The 15,239-nt window shown below is 39.9% G+C and carries 17 protein-coding genes and 1 tRNA gene; 12 read left to right on the top strand and 6 right to left on the bottom strand.

What is annotated here, in order from left to right; genetic code table 11:
• Window positions 1-72: 72 nt before the first annotated feature.
• Both ompA and sulA read right to left on the bottom strand, forming a co-directional pair.
• Window positions 73-1,134: a porin OmpA gene (gene ompA, locus PR808_RS03890; RefSeq protein ID WP_272538744.1), complete on the bottom strand. Its 1,062-nt coding sequence runs from the start codon at window positions 1,132-1,134 to the stop codon at window positions 73-75.
• A gap of 354 nt (window positions 1,135-1,488) precedes the next feature.
• On the bottom strand, window positions 1,489-2,010 hold the full coding sequence (gene sulA, locus PR808_RS03885) for an SOS-induced cell division inhibitor SulA (RefSeq protein ID WP_206086675.1): 522 nt from the start codon (window positions 2,008-2,010) through the stop codon (window positions 1,489-1,491).
• Window positions 2,011-2,243: 233 nt separating this feature from the next.
• On the opposite strand from sulA, the gene PR808_RS03880 reads away from it, so the two are divergent.
• Window positions 2,244-2,858 carry a TfoX/Sxy family DNA transformation protein gene (locus tag PR808_RS03880; protein WP_206086676.1) on the top strand — a complete coding sequence of 205 codons (615 nt, stop codon included), beginning with the start codon at window positions 2,244-2,246 and terminating at the stop codon, window positions 2,856-2,858.
• Between the two features lie 118 nt (window positions 2,859-2,976).
• On the opposite strand, the gene yccS is transcribed toward PR808_RS03880, so the two are convergent.
• Window positions 2,977-5,127 (bottom strand): YccS family putative transporter, encoded by a 2,151-nt coding sequence (gene yccS / locus PR808_RS03875; RefSeq protein WP_272538743.1) that lies wholly within the window; start codon window positions 5,125-5,127, stop codon window positions 2,977-2,979.
• Window positions 5,128-5,249: 122 nt separating this feature from the next.
• Here yccS and helD point away from each other — a divergent pair, with 122 nt between their 5' ends.
• The gene (gene helD / locus PR808_RS03870) at window positions 5,250-7,304 is read left to right on the top strand and encodes a DNA helicase IV (RefSeq protein ID WP_272538742.1); all 2,055 of its coding nucleotides are present in this window, start codon (window positions 5,250-5,252) and stop codon (window positions 7,302-7,304) included.
• 47 nt (window positions 7,305-7,351) lie between these two features.
• Here the strand turns inward: helD and PR808_RS03865 are convergent, their stop codons facing one another.
• Window positions 7,352-7,810 carry a methylglyoxal synthase gene (locus PR808_RS03865; protein ID WP_206086679.1) on the bottom strand — a complete coding sequence of 153 codons (459 nt, stop codon included), beginning with the start codon at window positions 7,808-7,810 and terminating at the stop codon, window positions 7,352-7,354.
• A gap of 113 nt (window positions 7,811-7,923) precedes the next feature.
• Between PR808_RS03865 and PR808_RS03860 the strand changes: the two genes are divergently transcribed.
• On the top strand, window positions 7,924-8,337 hold the full coding sequence (locus PR808_RS03860) for a CoA-binding protein (protein ID WP_272538741.1): 414 nt from the start codon (window positions 7,924-7,926) through the stop codon (window positions 8,335-8,337).
• A 75-nt stretch (window positions 8,338-8,412) separates the two neighbouring features.
• On the opposite strand, the gene hspQ is transcribed toward PR808_RS03860, so the two are convergent.
• The gene (hspQ, locus tag PR808_RS03855) at window positions 8,413-8,733 is read right to left on the bottom strand and encodes a heat shock protein HspQ (protein ID WP_206086681.1); all 321 of its coding nucleotides are present in this window, start codon (window positions 8,731-8,733) and stop codon (window positions 8,413-8,415) included.
• 218 nt (window positions 8,734-8,951) lie between these two features.
• Between hspQ and PR808_RS03850 the strand changes: the two genes are divergently transcribed.
• Window positions 8,952-9,230, top strand: a complete 279-nt coding sequence (locus tag PR808_RS03850) for an acylphosphatase (RefSeq protein WP_206086682.1) — start codon at window positions 8,952-8,954, stop codon at window positions 9,228-9,230.
• A 7-nt stretch (window positions 9,231-9,237) separates the two neighbouring features.
• Here the strand turns inward: PR808_RS03850 and tusE are convergent, their stop codons facing one another.
• The gene (gene tusE, locus PR808_RS03845; protein WP_225817886.1) at window positions 9,238-9,567 is read right to left on the bottom strand and encodes a sulfurtransferase TusE; all 330 of its coding nucleotides are present in this window, start codon (window positions 9,565-9,567) and stop codon (window positions 9,238-9,240) included.
• 180 nt (window positions 9,568-9,747) lie between these two features.
• Here tusE and PR808_RS03840 point away from each other — a divergent pair.
• The 8 genes from PR808_RS03840 to PR808_RS03805 all read left to right on the top strand — a co-directional run bounded on the left by PR808_RS03840 (window position 9,748) and on the right by PR808_RS03805 (window position 15,237).
• Window positions 9,748-9,835, top strand: a tRNA-Ser gene (locus PR808_RS03840).
• Window positions 9,836-9,999: 164 nt separating this feature from the next.
• On the top strand, window positions 10,000-11,211 hold the full coding sequence (locus PR808_RS03835; RefSeq protein ID WP_272538740.1) for a tyrosine-type recombinase/integrase: 1,212 nt from the start codon (window positions 10,000-10,002) through the stop codon (window positions 11,209-11,211).
• A gap of 213 nt (window positions 11,212-11,424) precedes the next feature.
• The gene (locus tag PR808_RS03830; RefSeq protein WP_272538739.1) at window positions 11,425-12,474 is read left to right on the top strand and encodes a DUF6387 family protein; all 1,050 of its coding nucleotides are present in this window, start codon (window positions 11,425-11,427) and stop codon (window positions 12,472-12,474) included.
• A gap of 157 nt (window positions 12,475-12,631) precedes the next feature.
• On the top strand, window positions 12,632-12,850 hold the full coding sequence (locus PR808_RS03825) for a helix-turn-helix transcriptional regulator (RefSeq protein ID WP_272519384.1): 219 nt from the start codon (window positions 12,632-12,634) through the stop codon (window positions 12,848-12,850).
• Window positions 12,850-13,245, top strand: coding sequence for a hypothetical protein (locus PR808_RS03820; protein ID WP_154632368.1), 396 nt, complete (start codon window positions 12,850-12,852; stop codon window positions 13,243-13,245). The genes PR808_RS03825 and PR808_RS03820 overlap by 1 nt, the downstream gene beginning before the upstream one ends.
• Before the next feature lie 12 nt (window positions 13,246-13,257).
• Window positions 13,258-13,866 carry a BRO-N domain-containing protein gene (locus PR808_RS03815; protein ID WP_272538738.1) on the top strand — a complete coding sequence of 203 codons (609 nt, stop codon included), beginning with the start codon at window positions 13,258-13,260 and terminating at the stop codon, window positions 13,864-13,866.
• Window positions 13,867-14,846: 980 nt separating this feature from the next.
• Window positions 14,847-15,071 (top strand): host cell division inhibitor Icd-like protein, encoded by a 225-nt coding sequence (locus PR808_RS20625; protein WP_166185487.1) that lies wholly within the window; start codon window positions 14,847-14,849, stop codon window positions 15,069-15,071.
• Entirely contained in the window at window positions 15,064-15,237 is a 174-nt protein-coding gene (locus PR808_RS03805) for a DUF4222 domain-containing protein (RefSeq protein WP_272538736.1), read from the top strand. The genes PR808_RS20625 and PR808_RS03805 overlap by 8 nt, the downstream gene beginning before the upstream one ends.
• Window positions 15,238-15,239 lie beyond the last annotated feature (2 nt).

Raw genomic sequence — 15,239 nt, 5'->3', positions numbered from 1 at the left:
TTTAAGTCAAAAAAAACCCCAATCGCAATTGGGGTTTTGTATTTAGTTCAAAATTCAAACGAGGGCTAAGAATTAAGCGCCTGGTTGAGTAACAACTTCAGTTGTACCTTGAATTTCGATTTCAACGCGACGGTCTGGCGCTAAGCACTCGATCAGAGCAGCACGGCCTTTAACAGCGTCACATTTGTTGCCAGTTACTGGATCTTCTTTACCGCGACCTTCAGCTGCGATTGCAGATGCTGGAACGCCTTTAGATACTAAGTAATCAACAACTGACTGAGCACGTTTTTGTGACAGTGGCAGGTTGTAGTTTTGTGAACCGATACGGTCTGTGAAGCCAACAACCAGTACACGACCTTGAGTTGGGTCGATGCTGCTCAGTTCGTTGTACAGTTCGTTCAGAGCTTGCTGACCTTCTGGTTTCAGAGAAGCTTTGTTGAAGTTAAACAGAACGTCTGAACGCAGTGTGAAACGTTTGTTTTCAACAACTGGAGCTGCTGGCTCAACAACTGGAGCTGGAGCAACTACTGGAGCTTCTTCTTGACCAAAGCGGTAAGCAACACCAACACTCAGCATGCCGTTGTCTGGACGAGTACCGATATTGTCTTTATCACCTAAGTTGCTAACCCATTGGTAGTCTAAACGAGTAGCCCACTCTGGAGTGATTGCGTACTCAAGACCCAATGCGTATACAGGCGCAACGCCAGTATCAGTTTCTTTGTAGTCACGTTGGTTAGCTTTAGCTTCTGTACGGTAAACCATACCACCCAGACGAGTATAAACGTCTAAGTCATCCATGATTGGATAGCTTAATTTAGTGGTTAATGAAACACCCATAGAGGTTAAGTCGCCTTTGTCAGCGCCTTTGTATTTCATTTTACCAAACCAGTCGTAACCTAATTCGAAGCCCATGTACTGGTTGTATTGGTAACCAGCAAATGCACCTGCACCTAAAGTGTCACGCTCAGTAGAACTACCTACTGATGGGCCACCGTTAGGAGTGAATTTAGTGTCTTCGTAATGAGACCAACCTAATTTAGCACCTGTATACCAAGTGTTATCTTTTGGAGCTGCTTGAGCAACTGTTGCAAAAGCGGCTACTGCCACTGCTACTGCGATAGCTGTTTTTTTCATTTTTACGCCTCGTTATCATCCAATATTGGCATGGCCTCAATGAGCCTTATTATTCGCCATTGGTTCAATTTACTTGCTAGGTTTCGCAGACATTATCTACAAAAAATTAATAAAAGTAAAAAATAATGCCGTAAGCTTAACAAGCTAAAGTCTACAACGAACTTAGAAAGATACAAGTAGAGTGAGCAATAAACGTTAAAAAAAGTATTTTTTTAGTGTATAAATCAGAGAGATATGTATATTTCGTATTATGATTGTTTTTTATCTATCTGATTGATCTTCAATGCTTTTCATTTCACTTTAGGGATAAATATTTCTAAAGGTTAAATTTAGTAAGAAAATTCTTAATCTTGGTTAGTGATAGTGAGTTGAATGAATTTTTAGGTTGTTTAGCTGTCCTGATTGCATACTCACCATATTATATGTCTTTTGTGGGCGCATAATAAAGCCGATAGAATGACCTTCTTGTGCTGCGTCTTGTAAGCGAACAAAATCTTGTTCATTTAATTCAGGTAGCCATCCTAAAACAACACTGTAATTACCACTCTTTAATGCTTTTTCCATTGCATCAATGGTGGTTATTGGTGCCATATGATTTAACTGCATAACCTTATGTGTAGGAATACCCGCTTGTTCTAACCAGTGTTTACTAAGTTTTTTGTTTGGGCTTAACCACAGTAACCAACGTGATTGAACACCAAACTGACGCAGCATAGGCAACAAGATGAAATCCATTATAGGATGTTTTTCATCGTAGACAAGTTCACTCACCATACCTTGCTGCATTGAGCCATTGGTTGGCTCCGCAGTTTGGAAAGATTGTGTGTAATTATTAAGAGAATGTTCTGTTGTGTTATTCCAAGAATAGATGCTCATAATTCACCTCGCAACAATGCTGTATGAACATACAGTAACTGTATATCCATCCAATATCAAGACTATTTTTTCAAAGCGCTTCGCAACTTTGGTGTTTTTCTATGCATTCTACTTGGCATTTTTTATTGAAACTCTCAGAATTGGTTATGCGTAATTGCTTGTAATGAAAGAAATAATAAAATTAATTTTCTCAAGGATGAAAGTTAACCAGGCCCAAAAAGGAGTTAAGGTAAATGTTGTTATCAGAAGAAAAAATTTTTTATTTGTACCGTTTATTAAACCAGTTGGGTGAGCTTAAACGCAAAAACCACTTTGGCGGATACTGTTTATTAGTCGATGATGCGATTGTGGGATTATTACTGGATGGGCATTTTTATCTCAGAGGGTGTTTGTTAGCGAGAAGCCACTTTGAGGCCTCGGGGCTTGATAGGCTAGTCTATACTAAAAAAGGTATCCCATTGGAAATGCGTTATTACCAGCTATCAGAGCAAATGTGGTGTGACGAAAAGCGTCTTCTACAACTTATTGAAATTGCTTACCATTCTGCTGTTGAGGAACTGCAACAAAAGCAGGTTACAACGCGTAGAATAAAAGATTTACCGAATATGAATATGTCTGTTGAAAGGGCTTTGGGGAAGATAGGGATCTTGCATGCTGACGATTTACGCATGGTGGGTGCGAAAGCCTGTTTTATGAAGTTAAAACAACATGGAAGGCATAAGCCAAGTATTAAGTTGTTGATTGGTTTAGCCGCCGCGATTGAAGGGTGCCACAGCGCAGTATTACCGAAGACAATTAAGCAAGAGCTAATTGCCTGGTATAATAGTTTTGAATTAACGACAATGTGATAGCGTCATCGTAAAGGTGCTTAATTAAGCCGTTTAATTGACAGCACTGCATAAAACAGAAAATCAAGCGGGTATTAAGAGCTTGTTTTATATTCTAATACCCGCTCATCGGTAATATTTATGATGAACTGATTTGCTGGATCATTTGTTTTATTTCAGGAATAAGCTCAAGTAAAAGCTTTATTTGCTCCATGATTAACAATGTTTTTTCATCATCACTCGCTGAAATATTGTCAATACGGTGTAAGAGGCTATCACGCAACTTTTCTGATTTTTCATCAACGATATATGGATCTAGCGTGGTAATTTGTAGAGAAGATTCGACATAACAAATGGCATCATTTAATAAGGTTAAATTCTCTTCATTTTGTATTTTCTCTCGGTGAGCGCCAAGGGCGGAAATATAACTTAGTAAAGTATGATTCAAGCATAATAAACGAAATGCCTGCTCTTGGGTTATTCGATAAGATTTAGGGTCTGATGCCATATTGGAGACAATGGAAGCAAATTCGGCATCATTATTATGTGCCTCACGCCGTGCTACTCGATATTCTAAGCCGTTGTCTTTTCCTTGGTAGTATTGTAATAAAATCGCATCTAAATAGCGGCAATTGCTATCCATGGTTTTTTGTACAACCTGAGGCAGTTGGCGAAATTTCCAATCAGGCCAAATAAAACTCACCGCAAGTAATGCGATAAAGCAGCCAATTAAGGTATCGATAATTCGAGGGAGTGCGACATCGAAGCCCTCACCGAGTAGGTTAAAACAGAATAAAACCAACAAAGTAATAAACAGCGTGGCTTGGGCATATTGGCTGCTTCGGAACATGAAGAACAACAACCCTGAAATCACGATGAGAGTAAGCTGCCCTTCTATTGAAGGGATTAAATTAAGGAGCGGTAAGCCGATAATAATACCCACAATCGTGCCGATGATACGTAGTGCTAAACGTCGTTTAGTGGCGTTGTAGTTAGGTTGGCAGACAAATAAACTGGTGAGTAAAATCCAATAGCCCCTTTCCATATCAAACAATTGAATAATTGCATAACCTGTACAAAGTAAAATTGACATTCGCACCGCATGGCGAAATAAAGAGGATTTTGGCGTTAAATGGTGATTAATGCGTGAAATAATATCGCTAAAACCTGAGAGCGATTCATCAGATAATTGCTCAATTTGTTTATTATTTTGTTGCCATGAGCTTTGTTCAAGGCTCAGCCCTTTCAGTTGAACATCGATACCTTTCAAGTTTTTCAATAGATTATGTAATGCCTTGATTTCATGGAGCGTAGGGGATTGTTCCTTGAGGAGTTGCAAGGAATTTTCAAGGTAAGCAAATGTACGTTCGAAGCGTGGATTGTGTTGGTATGGTTTACGCCATAACACAGATTGAGCAACTTGTTGGCAAGCGCGGGCTTGCATAGTTAATAAACGTTGAAAACGGAATAAAATATCATGATGGCGAAGTGTACGGCTAAGCTGTTGATATTGAATATGGGATGAGCTGGCTCGCTCATGAATATCTTGAGCAACAAAATAATAATGCAGAGTATTGCGCGTCCCTTTTTGCCCTCGGTCGCCTTTTAAGCGGCTAAGTAATGCGCTTTTTGTTTGGTTCATGGTATTAACTAAGCTGCTGTTAACTAGCGCTAAATCATAAACAGATTGCTGATAATCATCTTCAAGGTCGGGGTCAAATAAGCTAGCTTTAGCATCTAAATAAGCTGATAACTGTTGGTAACACTGCGTAATGGCATCTTGCAATGGCCGCACTGGAAATAAAATATGGCCGATTAAGGTTAAAAGGTTATACCAGATTGCCCCTATTAGAAGAAGGGCTGGCTGTTGGTACCATGTATCGAAAATTGGGACGCCTAACATGGTGTAGATTGCAATTAATAATGCACCGAACGCAATGGTGGCATAACGTTGCCCTAATGCACCCAATAAAATAAATCCGCAGGTGGAAAATGCTAATCCAAAAAAGAAAAATAGAGGATAAGGAAATAAAAGTTCAATAGAAACTGAGGCAATAAAAAAACAAAAAAGAGTAATAATTAAATTTTTTATTCTGCCAGTTAGCCTATCATCTAAGTCAGTTAATGCAGCAGCAACGACACCTAATGTAAGCGGAATGGTGATTTTTGGCTCTTGACCTAAGAGCCATGGTAATAAGGTTGCGCCTGTCAGGGCTATAAAGATTCGGATATAATATAGAATATGGCTGTTATAGAGCACACGACGATAACTGGTAAGCAGCGTTAGCACAAAGTACCTCAAAGGTAAGAAAATCCCTATTCCTTATAGGATAGCGTGTTTACTCGGAATAAAAAACCGTTTGGAATCAAGCCAACGTATTTTAGTCATTGATATTCTTAGGTGCAGGACGTATGGAACTGAAATCAACACAGATTGGACAGCGTCTGGCTCAGCATCCCTACAATCGGGTTCGCTTACTCAACGCAGGTATTGAAGTTAGCGGTGAAAATCACCAATATCTTATCCCTTTTAATGAACTTATCGATCTTCGTTGTAAGCGGGGTATTGTCTGGGGGGAGTTAGAGTTTGAAATTGTAAACGAGCAAGTCATTCGTTTGCATGGTACTGAATGGAAACAAACTCAGCGCTTTTTTCATTATTTAAATGAAAAATGGCAGCAATGGAGTGGAGAGATGAGCCAAGTGAGTGCAGAGGTTCTCACTCAGTTGAACAATAAAATTGAGCAAATATCACAGCAAGATGCATGGTTGAGTTTACGCCAATTAACGGTGATTAAAGATAATATTAAACAGCAGTTTTCGTCGCTGCCATTACCCCTTGCCCGAATTTCGCAGTTCGAAAATTGTTCAGTACAGTACCAATTATGCCTACAGTGGCTGAATCATAGCCAACAGTGTCGTAAGCAAATCAATGAGAAATGGTGTGAATCTGTTTTGACTCGTTACCACGATTTCTTTCAGCAAGTGGAATCATCACCGCTCAATCATTCTCAGTCTTTATCCGTTATCAATGGTGAAGATAACGTACTTGTGCTTGCGGGGGCTGGAAGCGGCAAAACGTCTGTATTAGTGGCTCGTGCGGGCTGGTTAGTTCTACGGGGATTAGCAAAGCCAGAGCAAATTTTACTGTTAGCGTTTGGTCGTAAAGCCGCAGATGAAATGAATGAGCGTATTCAATTACGTTTGCAACAAGATGAGATTCAAGCAAAAACTTTTCATGCTTTAGCTCTCCATATTATTCGAGAAGGCAGTAAAAAATCCCCTGTAGTCAGTGAACTAGAAAGCAACACTAAAAAACGCCAAGCGTTACTCTTAAAAGAGTGGCGCGAGCAGTGTTCAAGTAAAAAAGCACAAGCTAAAGGTTGGCGAGAGTGGCTGAGTGAAGAGCTGATGTGGGATATTCCAGATGGCGAGTTCTGGCAAAACGAAAAGATAACCCAGAGAGTCGTTGCACGTTTAGAACGCTGGCTAAGTTTGATGCGAATGCATGGGGGTAGCCAAAAAGAGATGGTGGATAATGCCCCTGAAGAGATACGAGAGTTATTTCATAAGCGTATTAAATTGATGGCTCCGTTACTCAAAGCATGGAAGAACGCGCTAAAAGAAGAGGGGGCGGTTGATTTTTCTGGGCTGATCCATCAAGCGGTTAATATCCTCGAAAAAGGGCGATTTATTAGTCCATGGAAACATATTTTAGTCGATGAATTTCAAGATATTTCACCGTTAAGGGCTAAGCTTTTGCAAGCGTTACGCCAACAAAATAAGCAAACAACCTTGTTTGCAGTAGGTGATGATTGGCAAGCTATCTATCGCTTTAGTGGTGCTGAGCTGGATTTGACAACATCTTTTGAACATAACTTTGGTGAAGGGGAGCTTTGTGCTCTGAACACCACTTATCGGTTTAATGAGCGTATTGGTGACATTGCTAACCAGTTTATTTTACAGAATCCTATCCAGCTAGATAAGCCTTTGAACAGCTTGGTTAAAGGTAATAAAAAATCTGTCGTCCTTTTGTATGAAGAGGCGTTAGAGCGCTTGTTAGATAAAATGAGCGGGTATGTGCTTGATGATGAAATAATATTGGTTTTAGCGCGTTATCATTATTTAAAACCAGAGATTCTAAATAAAGCGCAAACACGTTGGCCGAAGTTGAATATCCAATTTATGACGATCCATGCATCAAAAGGGCAACAAGCTGATCATGTTATAATTTGTGGGCTCAATGGTGGAAAAGATGGGTTTCCTGCACCAGCAAGAGAGTCAATTATTGAAGAAGCATTATTGCCACAACCTGAATCATTTGAAAATGCAGAAGAACGGCGCTTACTGTATGTTGCAATAACACGTGCAAAACAGCAAGTTTGGCTACTCTATAACCCTGAAAACCCATCGGAGTTTGTTGAGGAGCTCAGACAATTAGGTGTACCAAGACAGAAAAAACCGTAATGATATTGCCCTGTGTTGAAAGTGTTTGGCACAGGGCAATCGATGTATTAGCCTGTGCGTTTGGTTAGGTAACTTTGATAATCAGGGATGACAATATCGATTGCCTCATCAAAAAATGGTGAGGTGATGAGAAAATCTGCGGTTGCAGGATTAGTGGCAACAGGAATGTTCCACACGGTTGCTAAGCGCAGTAAGGCTTTGACATCAGGGTCATGGGGTACAGCATTGAGTGGATCCCAAAAGAAAATCAAAAGGTCGATTTTTTGTTCTGCAATCATGGCACCAATTTGTTGGTCTCCCCCCATTGGGCCACTTAGCATACTCGTGACTGGCAAGCCTGTGTGCTGGTTAATCAAATTACCTGTTGTTCCCGTCGCATACAGTTTATGAGCTTGCAGGCGCTGTGTATTTTTCGTAGACCAAGACAGCAAAGACGACTTACAGTGGTCATGGGCAACTAAAGCAATATTTTTTGAGGCACCTATAATACGGGTTGTTGATTCCATGGTTTTCCCTTAAGTCAGATGGACTTTAAATATCGTTAAAATTGATTGGGCAAAGATGTACCAGATATATCATAATGCTAGTGAATAGTTTACTGGTTTTGGGAGATATTTTGATGAAAGATCAAGAAATTGCTGAAATTTTAAAAAGCGTGAAGACCATAGCATTAGTCGGTGCGAGCGAAAAAGTTAATAGACCCAGTTATGAAGTCATGGAATACCTATTACATCAAGGCTATCACGTCATTCCTGTCAGCCCAAAATTAGCAGGGCAAACGTTGTTAGGCCAGTTGGTATATGAAAAGCTAAGTGACATAAATGAGCCAATAGATATGGTGGATGTATTTCGTAATGCAGAAGCTGCTGTCGGTATCGCGCAAGAAGCCGTTGCTGCTAAGGCAAATGTTTTGTGGCTACAAAAAGGCGTGATTAGCGAAGAGGCACAAAAAATTGCATTAGAAGCGGGAGTGAAGTTTGTGATGGACAGATGCCCAAAACAAGACATTCCAGCTTTAGGACTTGAGAAATAATGATTTTACTTAACAGTTAAAAAGTAAAGCAGCTAAGTGCTGCTTTACGGTTGCGTTCATTAATGAGAAGAAAAATTAGTTACGCAGACGCGGTGCCTGCAACTGAGACCTTATTGACTCTGCAAGTTCATCCATCGAAGGTTGTTCAGGATGGTCATCTGCAGATTCATAAGTAATTTGTGCTTCAGCCAAATAAGTATGAACAGCATCCCCATTGTCATCTTCCATAACAACATGATACCAAGGCAGATCGCGTAGCGTACTGTTTGAGGCAATATCATCATCATGTGGTTGTTCGAGCGAATATTCAGCGTCCACATCAACAACGACCCCTAAATAGCCGAGAAGTTTGTGTCTGACTTGTTGCCCGATCCCATATTTACTGGTGATCATCATAGCGACCTCCTAATAGCCTTGCTTGTACTTCAATCTATATGTGGGCAGTGTTGCGCGTTTTCAAGTTAACGTATGGACAATTAGCAATAACGCAATACACTGTCTCTATATGCAACGTTGAGAAAGCAGTGCCTCACTAGCAGATTATCTGTTCAACGGGTAAAAAACAACAGCTAAAAAAGAGAACCACACTATTATGCTCTAAAAAGGAGGCGAACATGACAACATCAGGCCGTTACTTTTATATTTATGGGCGAGTTCAAGGGGTTGGCTTTCGTTATCAGACCTATCATTGGGCCAATCAAAATGGGCTTAAAGGTTTTGTGAGCAACCGTGAAGACGGCAGTGTAAAACTTGCGATTTATGGCTCAGAGCAAGATATTGAATTTGTCGATGACTGGTTGAAAGCGGGTGGACCACCAGGGGCTAAAATTGATCATTTTTTTAGTGAAAGCTGGCAAACGGCGCCAATAGCGGATTTTAATGTCCGCTATTAGTAAGAAATCAAATGCATTTCACAGGCTTAGGCAAGCCAGCAAGTTTAGTCGCTTGTTTGGCTGGCCCTTTTGGAAAGAGCCGGTATAGATAGCGGCTATTGCCTTTTTCTTCCCCAAATTGTTGCGAAACGGCTTTGACTAACATGCGGATCGCTGGGGATGTATTAAATTCTAAGTAGAAGTTACGCACAAAACGAATGATTTCTAAGTGCTCATGAGTCAGTTCAATGCCTTCTTCTTGCGCAAGTAAAGGGATGAGTTCCTCTGACCATTGTTGGCTATCGAGCAAATAACCTTGAGAGTCCGTTTCAATTTCTTGATTGTTAAACAGCAACATACTTTATTAATCCCAAAAAAACAGAGTACAAATTTAGCAAAAATGAGCCCATAACCCAAGCGAACGAATTAAAATGTTGATATTTTCACCCAACAGACTGAAATGCGTATATTTTTAAGGCGAACGAACAAGTTAGGGGTTTACATCCACGAAGAGGATGTTTATAGTGCACGTCATTGCGGAGGGGTGGCCGAGCGGCTGAAGGCAGCGGTCTTGAAAACCGCCGATGGGAAACCATCCGAGAGTTCGAATCTCTCCTCCTCCGCCATCTTCACTTCTAGCAACGTCTTCTAAAGTCTTCCAATCCCAAGTACATCAAGCATTCTAACTAAATCCCATTATTCCAACGTCTACTAACGTCTATTGAAAACTACCCCCTTTAGGTGGTACATATGGGGGTACATTTATACCCCATGATTTGAGTACCCCCAAATGAAGCTAACAGTTAAACAAATTGATTCCAGTAAGCCTAAAGAAAAAGACTACAAAATATCTGATGGTGGTGGACTGTATCTATTGGTTAAAACTAATGGCGGAAAGTATTGGCGGTTAAAATACCGAATCGATGGCAAAGAGAAACTTTTAGCTATTGGAATTTATCCAACCGTTACGCTAGCTGATGCCAGAAGAAAGCGTGATGATGCAAAGAGATTGCTGGCGGATGGAATTGACCCAAACCAACAACGCAAAGAACAAAAGCAAGCCTCAAAGATTGACAGCGTAAACACCTTTAAAAATATCGCCCTTGAATGGTATGAGGGAAGAAAGGATCGCTGGTCTGTTGGTTATCGTGATGACATGATGGACGCATTTGAGAAAGACGTCTTTCCTTATATAGGTAATCGACCTATTGCTGAAATCAAACCAATGGAATTACTTGAAGTGCTTTCTATTATGGAAAAGCGCGGAGCAACCGAGAAGCTAAAGAAAGTGCGTCAACGTTGTGGCGAGGTATGGAAGTACGCCATTATTACTGGTAGGGCAGAGTATAACCCTGCGCCAGATTTAGCCAGTGCCTTTGTACCACATAAGCGTGAGCACTACGCCCATCTTTCAGTTAGTGAATTACCAGAGTTTCTTTCTTCTATAGATAAGTATATGGGAAGCCAGATTGTTAGAGTGGCGCTAAGGGTGCTTATTTTAACTGGAGTTCGACCAGGGGAATTGAGAAAGGCGGAATGGTCAGAAATTAACTTTGATACTGGAGTATGGGAAATACCAGCTGAAAAAATGAAAATGCGCCGACCGCATATTGTGCCACTATCAGAGCAGGTTATTGATTTACTGAAACAGATACATCCAATCAGTGGCAGCTATCAATATATATTTCCTAGCCGCACCGATTATAGAAAGCACATATCAGATATGGCACTGAATACGATGATTAGGCGCATGGGCTACAGTGGTAGAGCCACAGGTCACGGTTTCAGGCACACAATGAGTACCATCCTACACGAACAAGGTTATAACACTGCATGGATTGAGACACAGCTAGCGCACGTTGATAAGAACTCTATTCGTGGAACGTATAACCATGCTCAGTATATTGATGGGCGTAGAGAAATGCTTCAATGGTACGCTGATTACATGGGGGCATTAGAGAACGGGGATAATGTTGTCCACGGCAATTTTAAACGTGCTTAATCCACCAGCAGCCACATACATAACCAGACAATAAAAGGTCTGGTTTTTTTGTGCCTGAAATCGTCATAACTGGATAAATAGACAGTAATTATAGACTGTAGTAGACTTGTGTAGACTATAAAGAATAAAGCTATGTCTAGGCTGATCCCCGAAAACTAGTACACCTCTACTAGCTGGCATAGCTCCTACAGAATGAGGGCGTGAGGTGGCTGCATGCATTTACCACGAAGTAAAAAAGAATTTGAAGATCAAATGGAGGAAATAAGACTGAAATTATTAGAAAGTGATTCAGTCTTAAATAAGTTAAGAGAGTTATCATTTGGAATTAAAGATATCGAAAATGTGCTTGATATCAGAAAATATGATGAAATTACTAAGGATTTTCACCCAATTCAATTTTATTTGGCTTTTAAGAAAAGGTTGGATGTTTTTGATATGTTTTTTTCTGTTGAAATGATAAGAGAAGAAACATATGAGGAATACATTAGTGAGTATGTAATTGACGAAGAGATTGAAGGGGATGCTCCTAGTTCACGGCTAGCCTATGAAATAGAAAAAAATAATAGGATTAACATTGAATTACATGGTGCCTCGAAATTTTTACATGACTTAATTTATGGTGACGCAATATCAATAAGATCGGAAGATATAAAATATGGCTTTGGGTGGGAGCGTAAGTTACCTATAAAAATATTTGATATGAGCAACGTTGCCTTTGTTAACCGTTATTGTGGATTTCTAGGGGGGATGACAAACCCAGAATATAACCAAATTATTTTCAAGGCGATAGAGAAAGATTCCTCTATCGAGGATGTTCATGCGCTTAGTTCAATTCCAAAGGGTTATGGGTGGCCGAATGAGATGTATTCATCAGAGAAAAAAATATGGGCTGAAATAGACCTAAATACCCCAGATGAAATATTAATCGATACATTTAAAAATTGGATATTTGAAGCAAGAAAAGTTTATGGTTCACTTGTTAACGTGGAAGTAGAAGAAAAAATAAAAAGCAGTATTAAAACATCCACTTTAAAAAAATGGTTATCAATGAGAGTTCTTGCGTATTTTGATTTTAAAATTTTATGTTTATTTTTTGATATTGTACCTACATTCAAAAACATTGGAGATATCATCTTTTTTGATGAGTACAATGTAGACACGACTGAAAAAGCAAGAAAAACATTAGTTCCAATAGCAGAGGAAATACTAACGGACAAATATTTAGATAATTTGATACAGAAAATTACAGCGGAAACTATTTGAAATATTTTCTTACCGGAAAGTTTTATTATGCATTTTATACCGGTAAGAAATTGTTTTTTTCTCATCCCTTTTTAGTAAGTCAGATTAAATAGAAAATCCTTCTGAGATCTACGAGCGTCTACTAAGGCGTATTACAAACTAGATAACAGGAGGCATCATGCCAACAGTTACAACCTTAAAAGAAAACCTCATTCGCTTACCAGAAGTTATGCGTCGTACAGGCTATGGTAAAGCGTGGATTTATCGCCTCATTGAAGCAGGTCAATTCCCTAAATCAGTAAAAATCGGTACTCGTTCTATTGCTTTCGTTGAATCGGAAGTGGATGAGTGGGTAGCAAATAAGATTGCTGAATCACGTATTGGCGAGGTGGCATAATGGAAAAGAAAAACCACCCGCTACAGGTGGCTTCTCAGGATAACGCGACAGCATCTATTCTATCAAAGAATCCACCGAAAAAACACCGTGCCCGTTTATATATGTTAGGTACAGGAATTAATGGATTTACAGAGAATGAAATATTAATTCATTGTCGCTTATCGTCAGCAAGGAATTACGCCTCAGAGTTAGAACGCAAGTTGGATATTACGCTGGATCGCATTGATGAGCCTAACCCTGATGGTATTGGGTCACATTACCGTTACCGCTTTAAGACGGCTCAGGATGCGCAGAAGGTTATCAATTTAATTAATGAACGCGCTGAACAGGGTAATTACCAAACACTGGATAAAGCATACGTAAATAATATTTTAAGCCTCTACCCGACAAAATAACGGAATAAGAAAATGAAACTGAAAAATAACAGCTTAAATGCTGGTGGATTCGCTCACCCTAAATTCAGCGAAGAGACTATTTTAAATATTAACTCAGATGATATTTCCGTTATTCGCTTTGAAGATGTTCAGGTGCGGATAGTTAAAATAAATAATGAGCCGTGGTTTATTGCTACTGACTTATGTAGCGCCTTGGAGCAAAGCAATACAGCTAAGGCGGTAAAGGGGTTAGATGATGATGAAAAGATGACTGTAACTTTAAGTTATAGTCAAGTTGCCTCTCATGGCGGAGTAAGAAAGTTAATAATTGTTTCGGAATCTGGTTTTTATAAACTGATTGCCCGTAGTCGTAAGGCCACCACTAAAGGAACTTTAGCCCATAGATTTACTAATTGGGTATTCCGTGACGTTATCCCATCCATTCGTAAAACTGGCGCATATGGTGTGCCATTCTCAGCGTTAAACGACTTCACCAAACGTCAGCAACAATACAAAGTTACATCCTCACAGCATGGGCGTGACCTGCAATCCTGTAAGCAAAAGAAAGCTGATTTACAGCGTGAAGAACGCGAATTATGGAAGAAGTACCAGCCTGATTTTCTTGATGGAGAAATCCACTAATGACGGCTATTAACTTACAAATGTTTGGTACACCCAAAGCGGTGTATCAAAGTTCAAATATTAATCAATTAACACCCGATTGGGTGAATATTGCCTACCAAGTGAATGATTCCCTACTGGCAGGTAATAACGTAAGTTCAACTTACACCCCTACTAATACTGCAGCTTTAAACTACGGTATTACTGGCAACCAATCAGACAAATTTTCGTCTGGTTACTCGGTCAATATTTTGGCTCAGTGCTCAGCTAATATTTTAGCTCAGCAACTGGCTAAAACTTTAGCCGATGTATCAGCGAAAATTTACGCCAATCAATCACCCAAATTTACGGGAAATCAATCAGGGGAATATTTCTCAGATTGTAATTCTGGCGAACATTTGAGCACCCCAAAACGGGGGAGCGCAAAAGGTGGAGAATTTACACCATTTGCTAAAGGTGATTTTTCTCACCTTTCTAAAGTCGGGAAATCCCGCTATTTGAATTCGTTCATCTCAAAAAATGGGGAAATTGAGTTTTTGGAGTCCATAAAAAAGGAACGAATTGAGTTTTGCGAGTCCATAAAAAAGGGCAGCCAATCGGCTACCCTTGGAAACGTCGATATTGAATATCGAGCAAGTGAGAATATTAATATTAGCTTACTTCTCTGGTATGGCAAATATCAGCCTTTTGGCTCGATACCGCGCGACTGTAATTCTTTCCTAAGAACTCGCTTGATCCATGTAGCCAAAGTGGTATCGCCGTCTTTCTTCATTTCTGTTTCTAATTGCTCACGAAATTCTGATGGCAATCTCATTTGGTATTGGTCAGTTTTTGGTTTGATTTTCCCTGTTGACATTGTAATTACATTCCCGTTATTATTTGCTTGTTGTAATTACAAAGTAATTTTAAGTTTATTGCAACATAAAAAAACGCCCTCGAATGATATTACCAGTATCGAACGAGGGCTAATCACCAACGATAGTCTCATTATCGAGGTAACTATGAGTAAGCATAACACACCCGTCACAGGGCGGACTAGTCTCACCCCTAACCAATCGTACAGATGGTTATTCCTCGCGTTAAACCGTAGCGATTACACCGCTAAACCTTGCCGTATTGCTGTTACAGCACCGAACGAGAACAGTGCAAGACTGATGCTTGTACGTGATTACATGCTGATATTCGCTGGTCGCTTACCTGCTATTGGAGGTAAACATCATGCGTAACCCTCAACCTAATGATTTTTACACTCACAAAAATAATGGTGAAACCGTCAGAGTTCTATCGGTTCAATTCAACCGTGTGACCTTTCAGCGAGACGGCTTTGATAGCCCTGTCATTGTTCCATTAAGCCAGTTCAGCAACGAATATACCTATTCGGGGAGGGCTTAATC

This window comes from Providencia sp. PROV197 (assembly GCF_028479625.1).
Taxonomy (GTDB): domain Bacteria; phylum Pseudomonadota; class Gammaproteobacteria; order Enterobacterales; family Enterobacteriaceae; genus Providencia; species Providencia vermicola.
The sequence above is the reverse complement of the archived record's forward strand: the minus strand, read 5'-3'. Positions and strand labels throughout refer to the sequence as shown.

Coding starts and splice junctions, on each gene's coding strand:
- ompA (WP_272538744.1), bottom strand. CDS start 1,134: ATGAAAAAAACAGCTATCGCAGTAGCAGTGGCAGTAGCCGCTTTTGCA.
- sulA (WP_206086675.1), bottom strand. CDS start 2,010: ATGAGCATCTATTCTTGGAATAACACAACAGAACATTCTCTTAATAAT.
- PR808_RS03880 (WP_206086676.1), top strand. CDS start 2,244: ATGTTGTTATCAGAAGAAAAAATTTTTTATTTGTACCGTTTATTAAAC.
- helD (WP_272538742.1), top strand. CDS start 5,250: ATGGAACTGAAATCAACACAGATTGGACAGCGTCTGGCTCAGCATCCC.
- PR808_RS03865 (WP_206086679.1), bottom strand. CDS start 7,810: ATGGAATCAACAACCCGTATTATAGGTGCCTCAAAAAATATTGCTTTA.
- PR808_RS03860 (WP_272538741.1), top strand. CDS start 7,924: ATGAAAGATCAAGAAATTGCTGAAATTTTAAAAAGCGTGAAGACCATA.
- hspQ (WP_206086681.1), bottom strand. CDS start 8,733: ATGATGATCACCAGTAAATATGGGATCGGGCAACAAGTCAGACACAAA.
- PR808_RS03850 (WP_206086682.1), top strand. CDS start 8,952: ATGACAACATCAGGCCGTTACTTTTATATTTATGGGCGAGTTCAAGGG.
- tusE (WP_225817886.1), bottom strand. CDS start 9,567: ATGTTGCTGTTTAACAATCAAGAAATTGAAACGGACTCTCAAGGTTAT.
- PR808_RS03835 (WP_272538740.1), top strand. CDS start 10,000: ATGAAGCTAACAGTTAAACAAATTGATTCCAGTAAGCCTAAAGAAAAA.
- PR808_RS03830 (WP_272538739.1), top strand. CDS start 11,425: ATGCATTTACCACGAAGTAAAAAAGAATTTGAAGATCAAATGGAGGAA.
- PR808_RS03825 (WP_272519384.1), top strand. CDS start 12,632: ATGCCAACAGTTACAACCTTAAAAGAAAACCTCATTCGCTTACCAGAA.
- PR808_RS03820 (WP_154632368.1), top strand. CDS start 12,850: ATGGAAAAGAAAAACCACCCGCTACAGGTGGCTTCTCAGGATAACGCG.
- PR808_RS03815 (WP_272538738.1), top strand. CDS start 13,258: ATGAAACTGAAAAATAACAGCTTAAATGCTGGTGGATTCGCTCACCCT.
- PR808_RS20625 (WP_166185487.1), top strand. CDS start 14,847: ATGAGTAAGCATAACACACCCGTCACAGGGCGGACTAGTCTCACCCCT.
- PR808_RS03805 (WP_272538736.1), top strand. CDS start 15,064: ATGCGTAACCCTCAACCTAATGATTTTTACACTCACAAAAATAATGGT.